The 19,780-nt window shown below is 50.8% G+C and carries 12 protein-coding genes; 10 read left to right on the top strand and 2 right to left on the bottom strand.

Features of this window, described 5'->3' with window-relative positions:
- The first annotated feature begins 98 nt into the window (after positions 1–98).
- From AC0YNZ_RS22370 to AC0YNZ_RS22350, 5 genes are all read left to right on the top strand, one after another.
- Positions 99–8,462 (top strand): glycoside hydrolase family 94 protein, encoded by an 8,364-nt coding sequence (locus tag AC0YNZ_RS22370; RefSeq protein ID WP_475828710.1) that lies wholly within the window; start codon positions 99–101, stop codon positions 8,460–8,462.
- 66 nt (positions 8,463–8,528) lie between these two features.
- On the top strand, positions 8,529–9,017 hold the full coding sequence (locus tag AC0YNZ_RS22365) for a cupin domain-containing protein (protein ID WP_475828709.1): 489 nt from the start codon (positions 8,529–8,531) through the stop codon (positions 9,015–9,017).
- Positions 9,018–9,129: 112 nt separating this feature from the next.
- A complete protein-coding gene (locus tag AC0YNZ_RS22360) occupies positions 9,130–10,098 on the top strand; it encodes a heme-dependent oxidative N-demethylase family protein (protein ID WP_475828708.1) in 969 nt (322 codons plus the stop codon).
- A 32-nt stretch (positions 10,099–10,130) separates the two neighbouring features.
- Positions 10,131–10,934 carry a dimethylamine monooxygenase subunit DmmA family protein gene (locus AC0YNZ_RS22355; RefSeq protein ID WP_475828707.1) on the top strand — a complete coding sequence of 268 codons (804 nt, stop codon included), beginning with the start codon at positions 10,131–10,133 and terminating at the stop codon, positions 10,932–10,934.
- A gap of 17 nt (positions 10,935–10,951) precedes the next feature.
- On the top strand, positions 10,952–11,905 hold the full coding sequence (locus AC0YNZ_RS22350) for a PDR/VanB family oxidoreductase (RefSeq protein WP_475828706.1): 954 nt from the start codon (positions 10,952–10,954) through the stop codon (positions 11,903–11,905).
- Positions 11,906–11,995: 90 nt separating this feature from the next.
- On the opposite strand, the gene AC0YNZ_RS22345 is transcribed toward AC0YNZ_RS22350, so the two are convergent.
- Positions 11,996–12,340 (bottom strand): P-II family nitrogen regulator, encoded by a 345-nt coding sequence (locus AC0YNZ_RS22345; protein WP_475828705.1) that lies wholly within the window; start codon positions 12,338–12,340, stop codon positions 11,996–11,998.
- A gap of 770 nt (positions 12,341–13,110) precedes the next feature.
- On the opposite strand from AC0YNZ_RS22345, the gene AC0YNZ_RS22340 reads away from it, so the two are divergent.
- From AC0YNZ_RS22340 to AC0YNZ_RS22320, 5 genes are all read left to right on the top strand, one after another.
- Positions 13,111–15,054 (top strand): primary-amine oxidase, encoded by a 1,944-nt coding sequence (locus tag AC0YNZ_RS22340; protein WP_475828704.1) that lies wholly within the window; start codon positions 13,111–13,113, stop codon positions 15,052–15,054.
- A 21-nt stretch (positions 15,055–15,075) separates the two neighbouring features.
- On the top strand, positions 15,076–15,432 hold the full coding sequence (locus AC0YNZ_RS22335; RefSeq protein ID WP_475828703.1) for a hypothetical protein: 357 nt from the start codon (positions 15,076–15,078) through the stop codon (positions 15,430–15,432).
- A 231-nt stretch (positions 15,433–15,663) separates the two neighbouring features.
- Positions 15,664–16,431, top strand: coding sequence for an IclR family transcriptional regulator (locus AC0YNZ_RS22330; RefSeq protein WP_475828702.1), 768 nt, complete (start codon positions 15,664–15,666; stop codon positions 16,429–16,431).
- A gap of 22 nt (positions 16,432–16,453) precedes the next feature.
- Positions 16,454–17,236, top strand: coding sequence for a hypothetical protein (locus tag AC0YNZ_RS22325; protein WP_475828701.1), 783 nt, complete (start codon positions 16,454–16,456; stop codon positions 17,234–17,236).
- Between the two features lie 242 nt (positions 17,237–17,478).
- Complete coding sequence (locus AC0YNZ_RS22320) at positions 17,479–18,792, top strand: ammonium transporter (RefSeq protein ID WP_475828742.1); 1,314 nt, start codon at positions 17,479–17,481, stop codon at positions 18,790–18,792.
- A 95-nt stretch (positions 18,793–18,887) separates the two neighbouring features.
- On the opposite strand, the gene AC0YNZ_RS22315 is transcribed toward AC0YNZ_RS22320, so the two are convergent.
- Entirely contained in the window at positions 18,888–19,613 is a 726-nt protein-coding gene (locus AC0YNZ_RS22315) for a helix-turn-helix transcriptional regulator (protein WP_475828700.1), read from the bottom strand.
- Between the last annotated feature and the right edge of the window lie 167 nt (positions 19,614–19,780).

Raw genomic sequence — 19,780 nt, 5'->3', positions numbered from 1 at the left:
TTGAGCACCGTGACTGAATCCGCGGTTAAGCTCAAGGTTAGTCAAGGTTTGTTAGCTGCCTTGGCTATAGTAATGACTCACGGATTAAGGGGGAGCCTATGATTCCAACAACCGAGCAACTTGAGCAGAAAGCGCGTGAACTGGCTCTTATTCATCATCCCGGAAAAGCTGTCTTTCGTTCGTCTGCCCCAATGTGGCATGCCTTTCGCCGAAATTTGGATGTGCTGCGGGATTTCGCGACGGAGCTCAAGCAGGATGGCGCGCCATGCTTTCAGCCCGCTGAGCAATGGCTGATTGATCACGCAGATTTGGTCGAATCCGAAGCGTTTACGGTTCAGTCAGAATTGACGAAACGATTTTCGAGTCAATTGCCGCGGCTGAAGAGTGGAGCGGAGCCGCGCGTATTAGCGATGTGCTCCGAATATGTGAAGCTGGTTGACGGTTTGCTTGAGGCCGATGCGTTTGCGCGTTTTTCGAATGCCTATCAGGAGGTCGCCGTGCTCACGATCGCTGAAGTATGGTCGATGCCTTTGATGCTGCGCATTGCCGTCATCGGAAAGCTGGCCGAGGTGATGGAAGCGGTAAGGGAGCGGCGGCGGGCTTGTCTCGAAGTAGACAAATTGCTGGTGCCGTTCACAGAAGGAAATACAAAGCCGGATGCCGGTAAAATAAAAGATGCTTTGGAAAACGCCGGCCTGCAAATGCCGCTGTCGGCTCCGGTCATCGTTCATTTGGTCAGCCATTTGAATGAATGGGCGGAAGAAGCGGGTGAAGTCCGCAGCTGGCTGCTTTGCAAGCTTGACAACGGCGTCGAAAGCTTGAGCCGCATCATTCTTTACGAGCATCAGCTGCAAGCGTCTTATGAATTAACAGCCGGACATCTCATTCAATCGCTTCGCACATTGTCCCGCACAAGATGGGACTCTCTATTCGAGAGGATGAGTGTGGTGGAGCGAACACTGTCCGAGGAGCATGCCGGAACCTATCCGCTTATGGACGGGAAGAGCCGCGCTACGCTGAGAGGGCAAGTCGAGCGGTTATCCCGCTCATCCGGTTTGCCGGAAAATGTGATTGCGCAGCAGGCAATCGATTTGGCAAGCAAATATTCCAATGAAGATACATACCGCACGGATTTTGCCGGACCCGAAGGGACCGCAGCTCATGCAGATGCTTTGCCGCCCCGTCAAGCTTACGCTGCTTATTATTTGCTTGAGCAGAAAGGGAACAGGGAGCTGCTGGATTCGGCTCGTGAATGTACGGAGCCGAAACGTTATGTGAGGCCGATTCAGCTTCGTCCGAGAATAGGAATGTATTTAGGGGCAATGGCTGTTATTTTTGCAGCTTTTCTTTTTGTTTCTCTTTGGAGCGCAGCGGCTGTAAATGATACGGCTATCAGTATCGGCGCTTGGACGGCTGCCGCTCTTGTACTGGTATTTCCGGTCAGCGAATGGGCAGTTACCGTCGTTCACGGGTTGATCGGCAAGCTATCCGTCACGCAGCCGCTGCTTAGATATGATTATGCGAGCGGCATTGACGATGATGCCGCTACGATCACGGTTATACCTGTTATTTGGTCGAAGCCGGAGGAAGCCGAGGAGATGGCGGACAGGCTGGAGCTTCATTATTTGGCGAGCCTGGACCCTAATATGGGCTTTGCATTGCTTGGCGATTTTGCAGATGCTTCAACCGAGCATGCAGAGGCAGATGAGCTTATTACCGAGGCGGCGCGCCGCCGGATTGAGGCGCTCAACCGATTATACGGTAATCCCGATACCGGTACGGGGCCTTTCTATCTTTTTCAACGCAGCCGCAAATGGAATGAATCGGAACAAGTCTGGATGGGATGGGAACGCAAGCGGGGAAAACTCGTCGAGTTTGTCGATCTGCTAAGCGGCCGCAGCGACACAAGCTGCGCTTGCGTTGTCGGCGACTGCTCGGCGATTACACGCTACAACTATGTCATTACACTTGATGCGGATACGGAGCTGCCGGTCGGGGCGGCCGCCCGGATGATCGGCACTATGCATCTGCCTTATAACCGTGCGCGCTTGAATGCCGGCGGAACACGTGTTTCAGAAGGCTACGGGGTGCTTCAGCCGCGCGTCGGTATCAGCTATGAATCGGTATCGTCATCCCGATTGGCAAAATTGTGGTCGGGTAAGCCGGGAATCGATCCTTACTCGTTCGCCATGTCGGACCCTTACCAGGATGCTTTCGGACAAGGTATTTTTACCGGCAAAGGAATATTCGACATCGCCGCATTCAAGCAGGTGCTTAATGACCGGATTCCGGAAAATTCCGTGCTCAGCCACGATTTGCTGGAAGGAGGCTTCTTAAGGGGCGGGCTGCTGTCGGACATTGAGGTTGTGGACGGTCACCCGGTTACCTTTCAAGCTTACCAGCAGCGTCTGCACCGGTGGGTTCGCGGCGATTGGCAGCTGCTTTGCTGGATTGCTTCCCGTAAGCACGACCGCTGCGGCAATTTGCAGCCGATTGATCTATCATTGCTTACCCGCTGGCAGATCATCGACAATATGCGGCGCAGTCTCGTTCACCCTGCCGTACTCATCCTGCTCGCAGTCAGCATGGTTATTTCCGGTGCTGCGGGAGCCGTGTTGATGACTGCAGCGCTCTTGACGCTCGGACTGCCGCTGATTCGGGGCCTGTTAGCGCTAAGGCGCCTTAATCGTAAACCGGATCTGCTTTTGACGGCGTTCTTGCAATCGCTCGTTCAGCTTGTTGCGCTTCCCTATCAATCCGTTGTGCTGGCTGACGCCATCGTGAGAACGTTATACAGGCTTGCGGTCAGCAAAAAGAATCTGCTTGAATGGACCAGCTCTGCCGAGGTGGAAAGGCGCAGCCGAAGCGCATCGGCATCGGCAATTACAGGCATTTGGTCCGGCCATGCGTTAAGTGTTTTGTTTGGGGCTGCTGCATTGATGTTCGCTGACGGTGCTTTGCGGGCGTACGGATTGACGATCGCGGTGCTCTGGCTGCTCGCTCCCTTTGCGGTGCGCTGGCTTAACGGCTCGCCTTCTAATTCGAATATCGCTCCCTCGGAGACGGAAAGCACAGAACTTCGTCAATTGGCGGAGCAGATGTGGGCTTATTACGAAGATTTTGCGGGGGAGAGCGACAACTGGCTGCCACCGGACAATGTGCAGATGGAACCGCCAAACGGAATTGCGCACCGGACATCGCCGACCAATATCGGGCTGCTGCTCGCCTGCACGCTTGCTGCCCGCGATTTCGGTTTCATTGATACGCGGGGCATGCTTGACCGCGTTGGACGAACGATCGGAACGATTGAGAAGATGGAGAAAAGGTTCGGTCATCTGTACAACTGGTACGATACGCAGACACTGCGGCCATTGCCTCCGCTCTACGTCTCAACCGTCGATTCCGGCAACTTTATCGCCTATTTGATTGCGCTGAAGCAGGGCATTCTTGAATGGGCGAAGAAGGACGAAGCGAATGGTGACGGAAGAGAGCTTATGCACTGGGCCGAAGCGCTCGCCGGACGCATCGAATCGATCGTTGCGGGCACCGACTTTCGTCCCTTGTATGATGATCGCGCCGAGCTGTTTACGCTTGGGTACCATGCTGCGCTTGACCGCAGGGAAGATATTTTGTACGACCTGCTTGCTTCCGAAGCCCGGCAGGCGAGCTTTCTGGCGATTGCGTTCGGGCAAGCGCCGGTATCGCATTGGTTTAGGCTTGGAAGGGCGATGGCAAAGTCGGGTAAGCACCCGACACTGTTATCATGGTCGGGCACCATGTTTGAATATTTAATGCCGTCACTCGTGATGCGCACCTATCGTCACTCGGTTTGGGACGTTACCTATCGCGGCGTCGTCAAGCGTCAGATTGAATATGCGCGGCAGCGGGGAGTGCCATTCGGTATTTCTGAATCAGGTTATTTCGCGTTCGATTATCAAATGAATTACCAGTACCGCGCTTTCGGCGTACCGGGGCTCGGGTTTCAGCGAGGGCTTGAGAACGATCTCGTTCTCGCGCCGTACGCGGCGATTATGGCTCTACCCGTTCAACTGGGGGATTCGCTGGCTTCGCTGAAACGGATGGAAGAGATGGGCGCCAAAGGGAAATATGGCTTCTATGAAGCGATTGATTGCACCGCCCAGCGTATGCCTGAGAATACGGGCTATATCATCGTGCGCAGCTTCATGGCTCACCATATCGGGATGAGCCTTCTTACCTTGGGTAATCTACTGCTGCCGCGCACGATGATCGACCGTTTTCACGCAGATAAGCGCATGCAGGCCGCAGAGCTGCTGCTGCAGGAACGTATTCCTGAACGCCCTGCTATTATAAAAAATGCGGCCAAGCCGCTGCTGGAGCGGACGAAGGAACCTCTTACGGGCACCCGCGTTCCTTTAAGAGAGTTTACCAGGCCGCGCGAAGTTCCCGAAGTATGCGTCTTGTCCAACGGGTCATTTACAAGCGTCATATCCGATACCGGGGGAGGGTTTACCCGGTACGGCGGAATGGCGGTATCCCGCTGGCATGAGGATCCTGTTGCGGAGACACCAGGAAGCTGCATTTATATTCGGGATGTGTCGACAAATGCCGTATGGTCGCCAGCTTTTGAACCTTGCCGCGTGCTTGCGGAGGAGCAGAAAGCCCAGTTTGCGCTCGATAAAGCGTCCTTTACAAGGCGAAACGGATTTATCTCTTCGATGCTGGAAATTTGCGTACCGCCCGATCAAAACGCCGAGCTTCGCCGCTTATCCTTGACCAATACAGGCGGGGATGCCCGGGTCGTTGAGGTAACAACTTATTTGGAAATTGCGCTTGCTCCTCCCGCTGCGGACGAGGCGCATCCCGCGTTCAGCAAGCTGTTTGTCCAGACCGAATATGACGCTGCGGCGGAATGTCTGCTTGCCGTCCGGCGGCCCCGCGATATGAAGGAGAGGCCGAAGTGGGCGGTGCACAATCTGTCAATCGGATGTGATGCGCTTGGATCGCTCGAATATGAAACGGACCGTTCCTGCTTTATCGGAAGAGGTCACACCCTCGCCTACCCGGCGAGCCTGGAATGCCGCCTCTCCGGTACGGTCGGCGCTGTGCTCGATCCCGCTTTTGTTATGCGCCGCCGCATTTCGATCGGACCGGGGGAGACCGTCAAGCTGTTCACGGCTACCGGTGTGGCTGACAGCCGTGAGGAAGCTTTGGACGTGGCAGCAAGCTTGTGCAGCGAGCAGCAGGTGGAGCGTGCATTCCAGCTGGCATGGACGCACAGCCGGATCGATCTGAGACATCAGCGCCTCAGCGCTATGGAAGCTGCTCAGTACCATACGATGGCAGGCCGGCTGCTTTACCAGACGCCACTTCGCGAGGAGCGGGCACTCAGCATTGCCGCCAATCAAACCGGGCAGTCAGGCTTGTGGCCGATGGGCATATCAGGTGATCTGCCGATTGCACTCGTGCGGATACAAGATAAAACGCAAATGCCATTTGCGCTAAAAGCGCTGATTGGCCACTCGTATTTAAGGCAAAAGGGAATAGCTTTCGATCTCGTATTCCTTATTGAAGAGGCCGGAGGTTATTACCAGGAGGTGCAGGATGCGCTGCGCCGTTCCGCAGAGCAAACCGTTAGCGGTTCGTCAACGCCCGGCGGCGTGTATCCGGTTATGGCCGACAGGCTGTCGCAGGAGGAGCTTCATCTTCTGCTCACAGTTGCCCGTATTACGCTTCGGGCTGACGGTCCAAGCTTCAAAGCACAGCTTTCCATTCGCCCTGCAAGCCGTAGGCCAGCCGGATTACCGGGTGAGGCAAATGCGGCACACAGGGCAAGGGAGCTTGAGAAAGCGAATGCGAAAGAGTCAGAGTCGCTCCCAACTATTGAAGGGCTTCCGCCGCAATTTCGGCTTCGTCCAGAGCGGGCGGCTGAAGCTGTCCCGACTCTAAGCGAGCCTGCGGATTACGCTCCTGAATCGCTTGAAGTATTTAACGGGTCAGGCGGGTTTGCAAACGAAGGGCGCGAGTATGTTATAGCGATGAGGAAAGGGAAGTTTTTGCCTGCTCCATGGAGCAATGTGATGGCCAACCCGAATTTCGGCTGTCTCGTTACCGAGCTTGGGACAGGTTATACCTGGTGGCGCAACAGCCGGGAGTTCAAGCTGACGCCTTGGTCGAATGATCCGGTACTCGATCTGCCCGGCGAGGCATGCTATATCCGTGACGAAGCAACCGGAGACCTGTGGTCGGGAGCGCCTTCTCCGGAGCTGGGCAAGGACGCGTTTGACGCAACCCACGGCTTCGGGTACACACGCTTCAAGCGGCAGACGAGAGGGATCAAGCAAAGTATGACGGTCTACGTAAGCAAAGAGGATCCGGTCAAATTTGTTACAGTCGAGCTGGAAAATAGAAGCGATGAGCCGCGCAGCTTGTCTGTCACTTATTATTGCAACTGGGTGCTCGGCGTTCGAAAACAGATGAATGCGCCGTATATTATTTCCGAATGGGATTCGGATACCCATTCCTTGCTTGCCCGCAACGCTTACCAAGAAACGTTCCGTGATGCGGTCGCCTTCCTTCAAATGCACGCAGAGAAGGAAGCGGGTGGGACGGATGACGGCGGTTCGGGCTTCACCTATACGACGAACCGGTCGGAGTTCATCGGCCGCTCCGGCTCGTTAGCTTTCCCTGAAGGAATGCGGCAGGAGAGTCTCTCGAATGCTGACGGTGTTTTCTCCGACAGCTGCGGAGCGATTCAGATGAAGCTGACGATACCTCCCCGTACTGCACGCAAGGTATACATTCTTGTAGGCGCAGATGCGAATAAGGAAGCGGTGCAGAATCTGACTCGCCGCTACGCCACAGCGGAAAGTTGTGAGGCGGCGCTGACGGATGTAACAAATTATTGGAACCGCACGCTTAACCAGATCGAGGTTAAGACGCCGAATCGCGAGCTTGATCTGATGCTGAACGGCTGGCTGCTCTATCAAGCGCTGTCGTGCAGGATGTGGGCACGTACCGCTTTTTATCAAGCAGGCGGTGCATACGGCTTCAGGGATCAGCTGCAGGATTCACTTTCGCTGCTGCATACGCTGCCGGAATTGACGAGGAAGCAAATTTTGCTGCATGCATCGCATCAATTCATTGAAGGCGATGTTCAGCACTGGTGGCATGAGGAGACGGAACGGGGTATTCGCACCCGTTATTCGGACGATTTGCTTTGGCTGCCATATGCCGTATCAAGGTACATCACGCATACCGGCGACATTGACGTGCTTGATGAGACGGCGCCATTTCTGACGAGCGAAATGCTCCTGGACGATGAGCACGAACGTTACGAGGCGACTGTCGTATCGGAAGAAACCGCTTCGGTCTATGAGCATTGCATCAGGTCTATTGAGCGGGCATCGCGCTTCGGAGAGCACGGCATCCCGTTAATGGGGATCGGCGATTGGAATGACGGAATGAACTCGGTCGGTGACGAAGGCAAAGGCGAGAGCGTGTGGCTCGGATGGTTTTTATGCGAGGTATTACGGAAATTCGCCGATGTATGTCAGCAGAAGGGGGATATCGAGCGCGCTGACCTTTACCGTGCCCGGAAGGCTTCCATTGCTGAAGCGTTGAATAAGCATGCATGGGATGGCGAATGGTATCGCCGGGCACGTACGGATGATGGCGTATGGCTTGGTTCGGTGCGCAATGAGGAATGCCGGATCGATGCGATCGCCCAGTCATGGTCGGTCATTTCCGGAGCTGCTCCGCAGGAGCGTGCACGGCAAGCGATGCAATCGTTCGACCGTGAGCTGGTTGACCGCGACATCTCTGTTGCGCGGCTGCTTACGCCGCCATTCGATAATACCGATCCGAGCCCCGGTTATATTCAAGGCTACCCGCCGGGCATACGGGAGAATGGCGCACAGTATACGCACGGGGTAATCTGGAGCATCGTTGCATGGTGCGAGCTCGGCGAGGGTGATAAGGCAGTAGAGCTGTTTCATTTGCTGAATCCGGTCACACATGCTCAAAGTCCGTCGGAAGTGCGTAAATACGCTGGCGAACCCTATGTAATGGCTGCTGATGTGTACACTCGGGACCCGGTGAAAGGCAGAGCCGGATGGACGTGGTACACCGGCGCATCGGGTTGGATGTACCAGGCGGGTATCGAATGGATACTCGGCTTGAGCCGCGAGGGCAGCAAGCTGATTGTGCGTCCGAACATACCGAAGGATTGGCCTTCTTACTCCGTGAAGTACAGATACGGCAGCTCGGTATATCATATAACCGTGCGGGCGAACGGCGCTGCGAAGGATCAGGCCGAAGGCGTTACGGTCGACGGCAAGCCGGTAGATCAAGCGCCAGCCGTGATAAATGAAGCCGGGAAGTCTGCCGGATTCTATATTCAGCTCGTCGATGACGGACAAGAACATCAGGTCGAAGCGGTTTTTCCGCTTAGCGGCTTCAAGACTTCGGTAGGAATGACATAGGTATCAAAGAGGGAGAGCTTAGCGGCTCTCTCTTTTTTATTTTAGAGGTTAGATCACCTGCAGCGCATGCGCATGGCAGAGCATCATAGAAGTATTTTATATATCCCGTTATTCGGGAGGGTGATGTTTCAATATCATGCTGCTTGGGTGATGATGGAATCAGAATCATTCATATCTAATTTCGTAATAAGAGGAGGAAATACTATGGCAATGAAGGTTGTAAACAAAGCGATCAAAATGGATTTAGCTTCGATGGGCGTACCGGATACGAAGGCGTTTCTATCGGATGTGCTCAGTTCGAGCAATCCGGAAAAAACGATTACAAGCGGTTTCTTCCGGTTGGAAAAGTCGAATCCCCTATCGTACACGTACAACTACGATGAGATGAAAATTATTGTTGAGGGAGAAATGTCGATTACGGATGAAACGGGCTATACCGCCAAAGTGGTGCCCGGCGATGTGCTCTACTTTGAAAAAGGCAGTCAAATTACGTTCGACTCCCCGGATTACGGAATCGGATTTTTTTGCGGGCTGCGTAAAGTAGGCGAAGCCTGATTGAGACTTAAGTTAAATCAGGATCGTTGACTGAAATGGCTCCTATTATTCAAGAACGCTCAGGCATTCTTTTATATACGGAGCTTCTTTTCTATTGAAGGGAGAGGTCTGGATGGACAATGCGGCATTACATCGGATGGAAATCAAAGCAGCCCCTTTGCTTGAACGTTTTCCATTTCCTTTTCAAGGTGATTCGTACCGTTATTCAAATAATTCGCGGGCATTGGTTCCTCCGGTTTGCACGGATATAACCCCGGAATATTTCGAAGAAATCAAGGAAAAACGAAAGCTGCTTGAGCGTTATCCTGAACGCACCTTTCAAGCCTTGCCGCATACGATAGAGGCGCAATGGGAAATCATGGCCATGCTGATGAACGAATTGGCGGCCGTGCACAGCGAGTATTTTAAGCTGGACAAACAGGGGGCTCAGTGGACGTTCTACAACCGGCTATTGAATGAAAAATGTACATTTGTTTTCGGCGATCTCTCTACTCTGCCGTATGAACCGCTCGATTTTATCGGACGTCATGTTCAGGAAGATTTGATTTACCTACAGCAAAGAGACGGCGACTTGTATATGGATGCAGGCCAGTTGTGTTTTCCGGCAAATTGGTCGCTTGCATTCGATCTTGGTATGACCTATTTGCAGTTTCATTCCCCGGTCCCCATATACTCGGACGGCGGGCTCGCGGAGAAGGTTCGCGGGTTTCTGCTGCGAATGGAAGCGGGCAAGCCTTGGACACGACTTAACTGGACTCTAAATATCGGGCCGAGGCTGGATACCTCGCCTGAAGCGTTCGGGGAGTGGGGAGCAGGGAGGTTTGGGCTTAACCTGAACAATGTGGGCGAGATCATGCATCTTCGTACTGAAGATCAGCGGCTGTTCCGGATACCAGGGAGCAACGGCGTTTTATTCAGCATTCATACGCATCTGCTGCCGTTTGACCAGTTGATCAACAATAAGGTTTGGGCGGAACGGTTTTGTAAAGTACTCGAGGATCTGCCGGACCCCATCGCTGAATATAAAGGATTTATTTCATTTAAACCATTATTAATTGAATATATGAAACAGCATATTTAATAGAAAAGCCGGCAGAGTCAGGGGGAGTAGGCATGGAGGAAATCAAATGTGGAATCTTGCAGGGCGAACCATTATTTAAATCCTATTATGTATTTAATGTCGAGGTTCTAGAAGGTAGTCTACTATCCCCGGCCGGAGTGATAACGAATGGCATTCGGATAAATGAGAGCTGGCTCTATATGCCGGTTTCCCTTGTCAAGCTTAGTACAGGCTTTAACGAAAAAATAAAGCTGTATATTAACCTGCAATTATGTTCGGATGATGAAAGGCGAATCATCACGAATGCGAAATCCGGCACGATTCGTATGCAGGAGCCTGACCGTGAAGTTTCGCTGGAAGGAAACAAACATCTGCTGTTTATTGATGATTCCGGTATTTTGCATTCGTTTCCGGTGCTGCTGGCGCTGGCAAGATTAGGCGGGCAAGTGGAGGTTTACAGCATGCATCAAACAGGCAAAGCAGCCTTAAGCGCTTTAAGAAGTTACGTCAAAAGAATGGATTTTCCCCTCTATACGATTCGTGCGGGCGGGGAGCGAAGCATCGCCAAAATCTTAGAGTCCCAAACGGTGGGAACCCGGATTATGGCATTTTGCGATTGGTCCGAATACTCGCGTATTAAGCATATTGCAAGGCAAATCGGGTACTCGAATAGGGAGATTCAAGGGTTTGGTTACGGAAAGATGGATGAGCGTGTTTTCTGTGCCCGCTGCTACCGAATGCAGCATAAGCCGCCCCAGAGTGAGCTGATTTGCATGCAATGCGGGATTCCGCTCGTCATCTCCAATCATTATTCACCACGGCTGGAGGCGTACATGGGTTACGTTAAGGTCAATTAGTAAGGAGTGTCGCTTGCATGTATAACTCCAATATCAAGGTAAGGGTTGCGGAAGCGGCGGAGGAGACCCCGCTCGTGAAAAGCTTCAAGCTTGTTCCGGTCGAAGGGGAGCTGCCGCGTTTTTCGGCGGGTGCGCATATTACGACTTATTTGCAAACGAATCATCAATTGTTGGAGCGGCATTATTCCCTCACGGGCAATCCGAAGCATACGGATTCCTATCGGATCGCTGTCAGGCGCAGCGAAACTTCGCGGGGAGGGTCGACATTTTGGCATACTGGGGTGAAGGTCGGAGACGAGATGGAAATCAGTCAGCCAAAAAATCATTTGCCTATAAGTTTTGAAGCTAAGCATCACATCTTCATAGCGGCAGGCATCGGCATAACCCCATTTATGGCCATGATGGCCGATTTGAAAGCGGCAGGTAAATCCTTTGAGCTGCACTATGCGGCTGCTTCAGCCGAATATTGTCCATTTTATTCTTTTATACAGTCCGAGTACGGCAAGCAAGCGCATTTTTACTTCTCAAGTGAGCAGCAGCGGATGTTAACAATTCTTATGTGGAAACAGCCGGTTGGATCGCATGTTTATTTCTGCGGTCCGGAAGGGATGATTACCCAGTTTAAGCATTCAGCGCTAAGCTACGGGTATCCGGATTCAAGCATTCATTACGAGCTGTTTACGCCTCCGGACCTCGGTCCATGTCATCCGTTCGAGGTCGTGTTAACAAAAAGCAAGGTAGCGCTTCAAGTTCCGGAGGATCGAAGCCTGCTTGAAGTGCTTCTGGAAAAAGGGATTGAAGCTCCGTATTCCTGTAAAATCGGCGGATGCGGAAGCTGTGAGGTGGAGGTTGAGGAGGGAGAGGTGGATCATCGGGACTTCTTCCTCTCCGAGCAGGATAAAAAGAAGCGTAATGTCATGATTGCCTGCGTATCAAGAGCAAGATCGGAGCGGGTTTCGATTCATTTGTAAGAAGCAGAAGGAAGAGCCTTGGCGGTTCGGGATAGAAACCACGCCAGGGCTGTTTTTTTGTCTATACCTATAACCGCGTTTTCTATTAGCTTACTGGCCTAGTGCATCCTTGCCATGCTCGCCGGTTCGGATTCTGACGACATCCAATACTTCAGTGACAAAGATTTTACCGTCGCCGACTTGTCCGGTCCGGGCGGCATCCATGACGGCATCCAGCGCAATCCTGCAGAGCTCGTCGCTTACGACCGTCTCGATTTTGTTTTTACTAATAAAATCAGTCTGATACTCTATGCCTCGATAAAGCGTTTTGACCCCTTTCTGAATCCCTTGTCCGCGAACGTCGCTGATTGTCATTCCGTTGATTCCGAGCTCGTGCAGCGCAGCGGTTACGCTGCTTAGTTTTTCCGGACGGATAATGATGGTAAGTAATTTCATAGGCTCAAATTCCTCCTTTTTGAAGATTATCTCTGAACAACGGAATCTGCCAAACCGGGAAATCTCATTATTTGAGAAACCGCTTAAATATTAATGGTGAAGCTTATTACTATCTTCATGAACAGCTCGTTTGAAGCCAGTTTGAGGCGCGGCCGGGCGGGCGCATCATAGATCTAATTTCTAGCTCTATTTATGTCATATTGGTTAGTTTAGATGGAATAGAGCTAATTTCTAGCTCTATGTCTCAATGTGGGCGCGTTTGAAGCCAGTTTGAGGCGGTCGGGCGCTCCATAGATCTAATTTCTAGCTCTATTTATGCCATCTTGGTTAGTTTAAGGGGAATAGAGCTAATTTCTAGCTCTATGTCTCAATGTGGGCATGTTTGAAGCCAGTTTGAGGCGGTCGGGCGCACCATAGATCTAATTTCTAGCTCTATTTATGCCATCTTGGTTAGTTTAAGGGGAATAGAGCTAATTTCTAGCTCTATGTCTCAATGTGGGCGCGTTTGAAGCCAGTTTGAGGCGGTCGGGCGCACCATAGAGCTAGTTTTTAGCTATATTTATGCCATCTTGGTTAGTTTAAGCGGAATAGAGCTAATTTTGGGATGAACAGCATAAGTCATGTGTTGATGGTGCCTCAGCTGACATCGATAGATTAAAAAAAGAAAGGCATTCCCGTTATTCGGGAAATGAGAGTTTGGGGAATGGAATTTCCAAGCTATTATTGTCACATAAGTTAACATCACTTTATAAAAAAGCGAGGGAAATCACATGGCGCAAATATCCATTAAGCTAGGAAACCATCCGCTTGAGCCGCTGAGCAAAGAAGAAATATTGGCAGCTGTACAAATTTTGAAGGAACAAAAACAACTGAGCGATGCTGACCGGTTTGTATCGGTCATGTTGAAAGAGCCGAAGAAAGAAACGGTTTTGAGCTTTGACGGCTCGAAGCCTTTCGATCGCGAAGCGTTTATCGTCATTCTAAATAACAAAGATAATGCCACCTATGAAGCCGTTGTATCTCTGAGCGGACAGAAAGTCGTATCGTGGCAGCACATTCCTGGCGTTCAGCCGACCATCATGCTCGATGAGCAAAGTGAATGCGAAGCCGCTGTGAAGAAGGATCCAGGCTTTCTGGAAGCGCTGGAGCGACTCGGTATCGAGACGCCGGAGCTCGTCATGGTTGACCTGTGGTCAGCAGGCAACTGGGGAACGCAGGAGGATGCGGACTTACGCTTGGCGCGCCCGCTCTGTTTTCTCCGAAGTGACGAGAAGGATAACGGCTACGCACGTCCGCTGCCTATCGTTCCGATCGTCGATCTGAACAAAATGGAAGTTTTGCGCGTGGAAGAATACGAATATACGAAAATCCCGTCGCAAGAATTCAATTACTCACAAGATCGCGTAGGCGCGCTGCGTACCGGCATCAAGCCGGTTGAAATTACACAGCCGGAAGGGCCGAGCTTCTCCGTCAACGGTCATGAGGTGGAATGGCAAAACTGGAAGTTCCGCATCGGCTTCAACACAAGGGAAGGGTTAACGCTTCACACGGTGTCGTATAACGATGAAGGGCATGAGCGTCCGGTCTTGTACCGTGCTGCGCTGTCTGAGATGGTTGTTCCTTATGGCGATCCGGGACCGATACAAAACCGCAAAAACGCGTTTGACAGCGGGGAGTACGGTATCGGCCAGCTTGCCAACAGTCTGGAGCTTGGTTGTGATTGCGTAGGCTACATCAAATATTTCGACGCCGTCATGACAAACAGTAGAGGCGGGTTAATGACCATTAAGAACGCGATCTGTATGCATGAGGAGGATTTCGGTATTCTCTGGAAACATACGGATTGGCGTACCAACGATGTAGAAGTAAGACGTTCGCGGCGATTGGTTGTATCATCCATCTCAACGGTTGCGAATTACGAATATGGCTTCTTCTGGTACCTGTACCAAGACGGTAACATTCAATTTGAAGTTAAGCTGACAGGTATTCTGTCCACAGCCGGCCTGCATCCGGGAGAAACGCCTAAATACGGGAACCTGGTCGGCCCGGATCTGTATGCTCCGAATCACCAGCACTTCTTCAATGTGCGTATGGATATGCAAATCGACGGGAATGAGAACTCCGTCTATGAAATCAACGTGGTGCCGGAGGAGCTTGGAGAAGGTAATCCGCGAGAGAACGCATTTTATGCAAAATCGACTTTGCTTGAGACGGAGGAGCAGGCCAAACGCGACATTAAGCTGGAGACGGCACGTTATTGGAAGATTGTAAATGACAATGTGAAGAACGAATTGGGCCAATCGGTCGGTTATAAAATCGTGACCGGCGAAAATTGCTTTCCGTTCGCCTCGGAAAACTCCAGCCTGCTGAAACGCGCCGGTTTCATTAAGCATCATTTATGGGTTACGCCGTTTAATGAAGATGAGCTGTACGCCTCCGGAAAATATCCGAATCAGCATATCGGCGGAGATGGTTTATCGGCATGGGCGGAGCAGGACCGTCCTGTCAATAATACGGATATTGTCGTCTGGTATACGATGGGTCATACTCATGTTCCGCGTCCTGAAGATTGGCCTGTCATGCCTGCAGCCTACATCGGCTTCATGTTGAAACCGGTAAGCTTCTTCAACCAAAGCCCGGCGATCAACCTTCCGCCGTCACAGAAGAGAAATCATTGCAGCAGTGCGGTCAAAGAGAACGGCTGCAATAGCTAAGTAGAAAGGAGTGTGAGCGTGATGCTGCAAAAATTCCGGTACATGGGACCGCAATCGAAATATTCGGCCTTGTCTTTTCTTTCACTCTTGGCAGTCTTCTTCCTGCATCTTGTTCATTGGTTGTCAGCCCCTTTGGTGATTGGAGCCGCCGCAGAGATGCATTCGCATCATCAGAATACTGCAGGGAACGGTTCGGTTAGTATGGGCCTGCTCATGCTGGCACTCTTTGTCATTAACTTGGTCAGTATGTATTTTGCGATACGGCAGCTTGCGCTGGCATGGGAAAAACGAAAATGCAGCACGCCTCACACGTATTTGTGCAGTGCGGTTTCAATAGGTGTACTAGGAATGGGAATATATACGACGATCTCGCTTTAGTGACCGGAAAAGCTGGCATTTAATAATGCGCCAGCTTTTTGCTTTGTTATGCATATATATTTTAGGTAAAAGATCACCCGTTCGGGTGATTGTCAGTCAAATCTCATTATTCCATAATGAGTTTACGTAGTTGTGTTATTTAATCTAACATTAAATATCTTATTTCTTAAATCCTTATGGTTTTTATTAATTTTACGTAATTAAAACTAACATAATGATGGGGTGGGGCTAATGTCGGTCATTACAAAAGCGATCCATATTTTGGACATGCTTGTGCCGCAGGGAAACGAAAAGGAGGTAAGTGTCACCGAGATCAGCAGAGAGCTCGAAATGCCGGTACAAAGCGTCCACCGGATCTTAAGTTCTTTATCCGAGCACGGTTTTGTGACGCAAAACAACAAGACCCGAAAGTATAAGCTCGGATTGACTGTCATGAAGTACGGTTTCCTAATGTGGGATAGCTCCATGCTGCGGTCAGTCGCTAAGCCTTTCATGGAAGAGTTGTCTCAGAAAACGAAAGAAACCGTTTATCTGGCCACGCGGGAAAATAGGGATGGCGTTTATATTGACAGCATCGACTCTCCCCAAATTCTAAAAATATCCGAACCGATCGGTTTAAGGCTGCCGCTGTTCATCGGCGCTTCAAACCGCGTTATATTGGCTTACCTGCCGCAAAAAACAAGAGAGGGAATTTTGAGGGATGTGGATTGGTCTTCTATCCCATCCTTAAAACCGCTGACTCGCGAGTTCATTGATTGTGAGCTGGAGAACATTCGAGAGCAGGGCTATGCGATGACTTCAGGTGAAGCTACGGAGGGTACGACGGGTATTGGGGCTCCGATTTTCTCTTACGATAATACCGTTATTGGTTCGTTGAACTGTGCAGGACCTTCGATCCGGTTTACGCCCGAAAATATTGAGAAGTATAGCTTTTATGCTAAGAAGTATGCCAATCTCATCTCAAAGGAGCTCGGTTACCGCAATCTTTACCGTTTATAAGAAGCAAAGGAGCTGTCTGGATATGCACACGACCACTATGATCCGCTCAACCGATTTTAATTACACGGTCGACGGCCGACCAGCTTCCTTGGAGAGTATTTTTCCTGGCTTCGACCGGTATGACCGCGTTGGTGTCGTCGTGCGTCAGCCTGGCGGAGGTATTGGCGCAAGCGCGCTGATTATGGCTGCAATGGCAGGGTTTTATGACCTTCATCGTGAGCGGCTCGGCAATAAGCCCGGCCAACTGAGAATTTATCCCGAATTCTATGTGTTTCATGTCGGCAAACGGCAAATGGATCACTATTGGATGGATATCTGGCCGCCCCACAAGGAGGTTGACGTTGTTGACGAACCGGAGCAAATTCTGGAAGCTGTTAACGATCGCGGAATAACCCGTCTTCTAGTTCAAGATATGACGCCTGCAGAAACCGTTTCTCTTTATGCGGGTGTTCCCGAAGAAAAATTGGATCCAAAGGTGGCGACCTTCCTCAGAGAGACGGTCAGCAGCGCGGAAAGCCGTATTATGACCGCTGTGGCTTATTCCCCTACCGGACGTGCCAAACAAGCCGACATCGCCATCAGCAGCTGTCCGGCTGCCGAAAGCTTCGTTCTCGCCGCCATTAACAGTTCGCAAGGTCTAACCAATTCGGTGCGCTCTCAATTGCAGTCCAGTCGTCAGACGCTGCTAACCGAAGGCCGCGTTATTGAAACGTATCGACGAATCTCGCTTTCCAACGCCATCGGTATGCTTACCCCTTCGACCAGGCTCGGCTTGACCACGCGTCAATATATCGCAAACATGTGATTTTAACATCTTCCCGAAATTCGGGAAGTCTCTCTTTTTAGAAGATCAGTCATTATGTCATTATAATGTTAAGTTTTATTACACATTAGTGACGGGAGTGGCTATGGGTGATGAAAAGTTCTAAATTAGGAGGAATCTGCATGAATCGATCGACACTTTCGAGGGGGTTCAAGGTTGGCCTGTTTTTCAGCTTATTGTTCAGTTTTCCCGTTGCGGTATTCGCGGCGGACGAAGCACCGGTCATCGATAGCGGAGATACGGCTTGGCTTCTTGTCTCCACTGCGATCGTAATCTTCATGTTTTTGCCGGGGTTGGCACTGTTCTATGGCGGTATGGTTAGTCAACGAAACGTGTTGTCTGTCATTATGTTAAACGTAAGCAGTATGATCATCATTTCTGTAGTGTGGGTCTTGTGGGGACATTCGCTCACCTTCGGAACTGATCTGGGAGGACTGATTGGCGGGCTTGATTACCTCGGTTTTAAGGGTGTCGATCAATCGCCGTTTGGGACGCTGACGGTTCCTCATATTCTGTTCGCTCTCTTCCAAGCGCTGTTTGCCGCGATTACAGTCGCTCTGATTGCAGGCGCGGTCGCGGAACGCATTCGTTTCTCGGCATGGGTCGTTTTTACGGCGGTTTGGGTTACGGTCGTATATGCCCCGTTTGCCCACTGGGTCTGGGGAGGCGGATGGCTCTCCAAGATCGGAGGCCTTGATTTCGCCGGAGGTACTGTCGTACATATTCTCGCCGGTGTAAGCGCGCTGGTTGCGGCTATAATAATTGGCCCGCGACATCGTTTTCCGAACCGGACGTCTCCTCCTCACAATCTTGTTTTCTTCATGATCGGCGGTATGTGTCTGTGGTTTGGTTGGATGGCCTTCAACGGGGGCAGCGCGCTTGCTGCAGGCGGCTTAGCTTCACATGTACTGGCTACGACGCAATTGGCCGCTTGTGCAGGGGGCATTGTATGGGGGGCTATGGAGTGGGTAATCCATAAGAAACCGACCCTATTCGGGACAGTAACCGGAATCATTGCGGGACTGGTCGCCATTACCCCGGCTGCCGGATACGTATCCGTATTCTCTGCTTTGATTATCGGAGGAAGCGCCAGCATCGTATGCTACTGGGCGGTGAATACGTTAAAAGCCAAATTCAAATATGACGATGTGCTTGATGTATTCGGTATACATGGAATTGGCGGTATATGGGGTGCTCTCGCTACAGGCATCTTCGCAAGCAAAGATGTTAATGCCGCCGGAAATAACGGGCTCCTTCACGGCAATCCGATGCAGCTTATACACCAGATCATCGATATCGGAGCAGCTGTTCTGATCGCTTCCATCGGTACATTAGTAATCTTAAAGCTCATTTCGTTGGTTATACCGTTACGCGCAACGGCATTAGAAGAGAGTGTCGGGCTTGACATCAGTCACCACGGGGAATCCGCTTATAATACGTTTGAAGCAGGCCGAAGCGAAATGATGAATCCGATTCTCTCCCATTTCGAGTTGGAGCAGCCTGTCCTGTCCAAAAAGCCCGCAAGCGAGTTAACCTAATAAAGCAGAAAAGAAACCTGAAAACCGCTGCTAGGTTTTCAGGTTTCTTTTTTTTGAATCGTTATCATCATGCATGCTGGACACCGTGTAAGGACTTAAGAATTGATCTTATAAGATAATTCCGTTCGGTTCGATACGCCAGTCTTGCGGTACAAGTTTAGCAGATGGGTTTTGACCGTGTTGATGCTAATATGCAGATGCGTAGAAATTTCATCGTTGGAATAACCCTTGCGGACATAGTCCAGCACTTCTTTTTCCTTCGGAGTCAGCGGAACTTGAGTAAGCTCTCCGGTCAGAGGAACGGCATGCTTGTAAGATTCCAGCCGCTGCGACAGAAACCGGGCGAGAATCTCTAAATTCATGACTTCTTGATCGCTGAACGGCGGTTCTTTCTTAGGTCTTATAAAGTCTATCAAACCGAGTACCTGTTGACCGCTTACCAGATACACCGTCATTAAATGATGGTGCATGTATTTTGCCATATATTCATGATAGTACGGATTTTTTTCATAAGCATCGGCAGGTACGAGATCAAGCAATCTCAGGACATGCCGTTCTCTGAGCAGCGGATAAGCGACTTTAGGCGCCAACACGTCAAATCTGTGATAATAACGGTCATATTCATCAATGGCACGTTTGTCGATATTATTTGATCCGATACAGGTGATGCTGAGGTTTTTGTCGCATGACCAGAATACGGATTGAGAGTAACCGAATGTGCTTTCAAAAGAAGACAACCACTTCATTACATCAGGTTCACCGTACGAAATTTCATCCATTAAGGATAAGACCTTTCGCAGACTGATAGGAGACAAATCCACTTACAGTCACTCCTCTCGCAGCCTTGTGTTATGCAATCTCACATAATAATAGCACAAATCCCTCGGAATGAGCGAAATTATTTGATTATTCCGATAAATGGTAGATAGATGTTACTCGAAACAAAGAGCTGTGAAAAAATAGAAGTAAGAAACCTAACAAGAAGAGT

Source organism: Paenibacillus sp. J2L1-98, from assembly GCF_056269405.1.
This window is presented reverse-complemented; position numbering and strand designations above follow the sequence as displayed.

What these genes read in the sequence shown, in the direction of transcription:
- AC0YNZ_RS22370 (WP_475828710.1), top strand. Translation starts at nt 99, where the DNA reads ATGATTCCAACAACCGAGCAACTTGAGCAGAAAGCGCGTGAACTGGCT.
- AC0YNZ_RS22365 (WP_475828709.1), top strand. Translation starts at nt 8,529, where the DNA reads ATGCGCATGGCAGAGCATCATAGAAGTATTTTATATATCCCGTTATTC.
- AC0YNZ_RS22360 (WP_475828708.1), top strand. Translation starts at nt 9,130, where the DNA reads ATGGACAATGCGGCATTACATCGGATGGAAATCAAAGCAGCCCCTTTG.
- AC0YNZ_RS22355 (WP_475828707.1), top strand. Translation starts at nt 10,131, where the DNA reads ATGGAGGAAATCAAATGTGGAATCTTGCAGGGCGAACCATTATTTAAA.
- AC0YNZ_RS22350 (WP_475828706.1), top strand. Translation starts at nt 10,952, where the DNA reads ATGTATAACTCCAATATCAAGGTAAGGGTTGCGGAAGCGGCGGAGGAG.
- AC0YNZ_RS22345 (WP_475828705.1), bottom strand. Translation starts at nt 12,340, where the DNA reads ATGAAATTACTTACCATCATTATCCGTCCGGAAAAACTAAGCAGCGTA.
- AC0YNZ_RS22340 (WP_475828704.1), top strand. Translation starts at nt 13,111, where the DNA reads ATGGCGCAAATATCCATTAAGCTAGGAAACCATCCGCTTGAGCCGCTG.
- AC0YNZ_RS22335 (WP_475828703.1), top strand. Translation starts at nt 15,076, where the DNA reads ATGCTGCAAAAATTCCGGTACATGGGACCGCAATCGAAATATTCGGCC.
- AC0YNZ_RS22330 (WP_475828702.1), top strand. Translation starts at nt 15,664, where the DNA reads ATGTCGGTCATTACAAAAGCGATCCATATTTTGGACATGCTTGTGCCG.
- AC0YNZ_RS22325 (WP_475828701.1), top strand. Translation starts at nt 16,454, where the DNA reads ATGCACACGACCACTATGATCCGCTCAACCGATTTTAATTACACGGTC.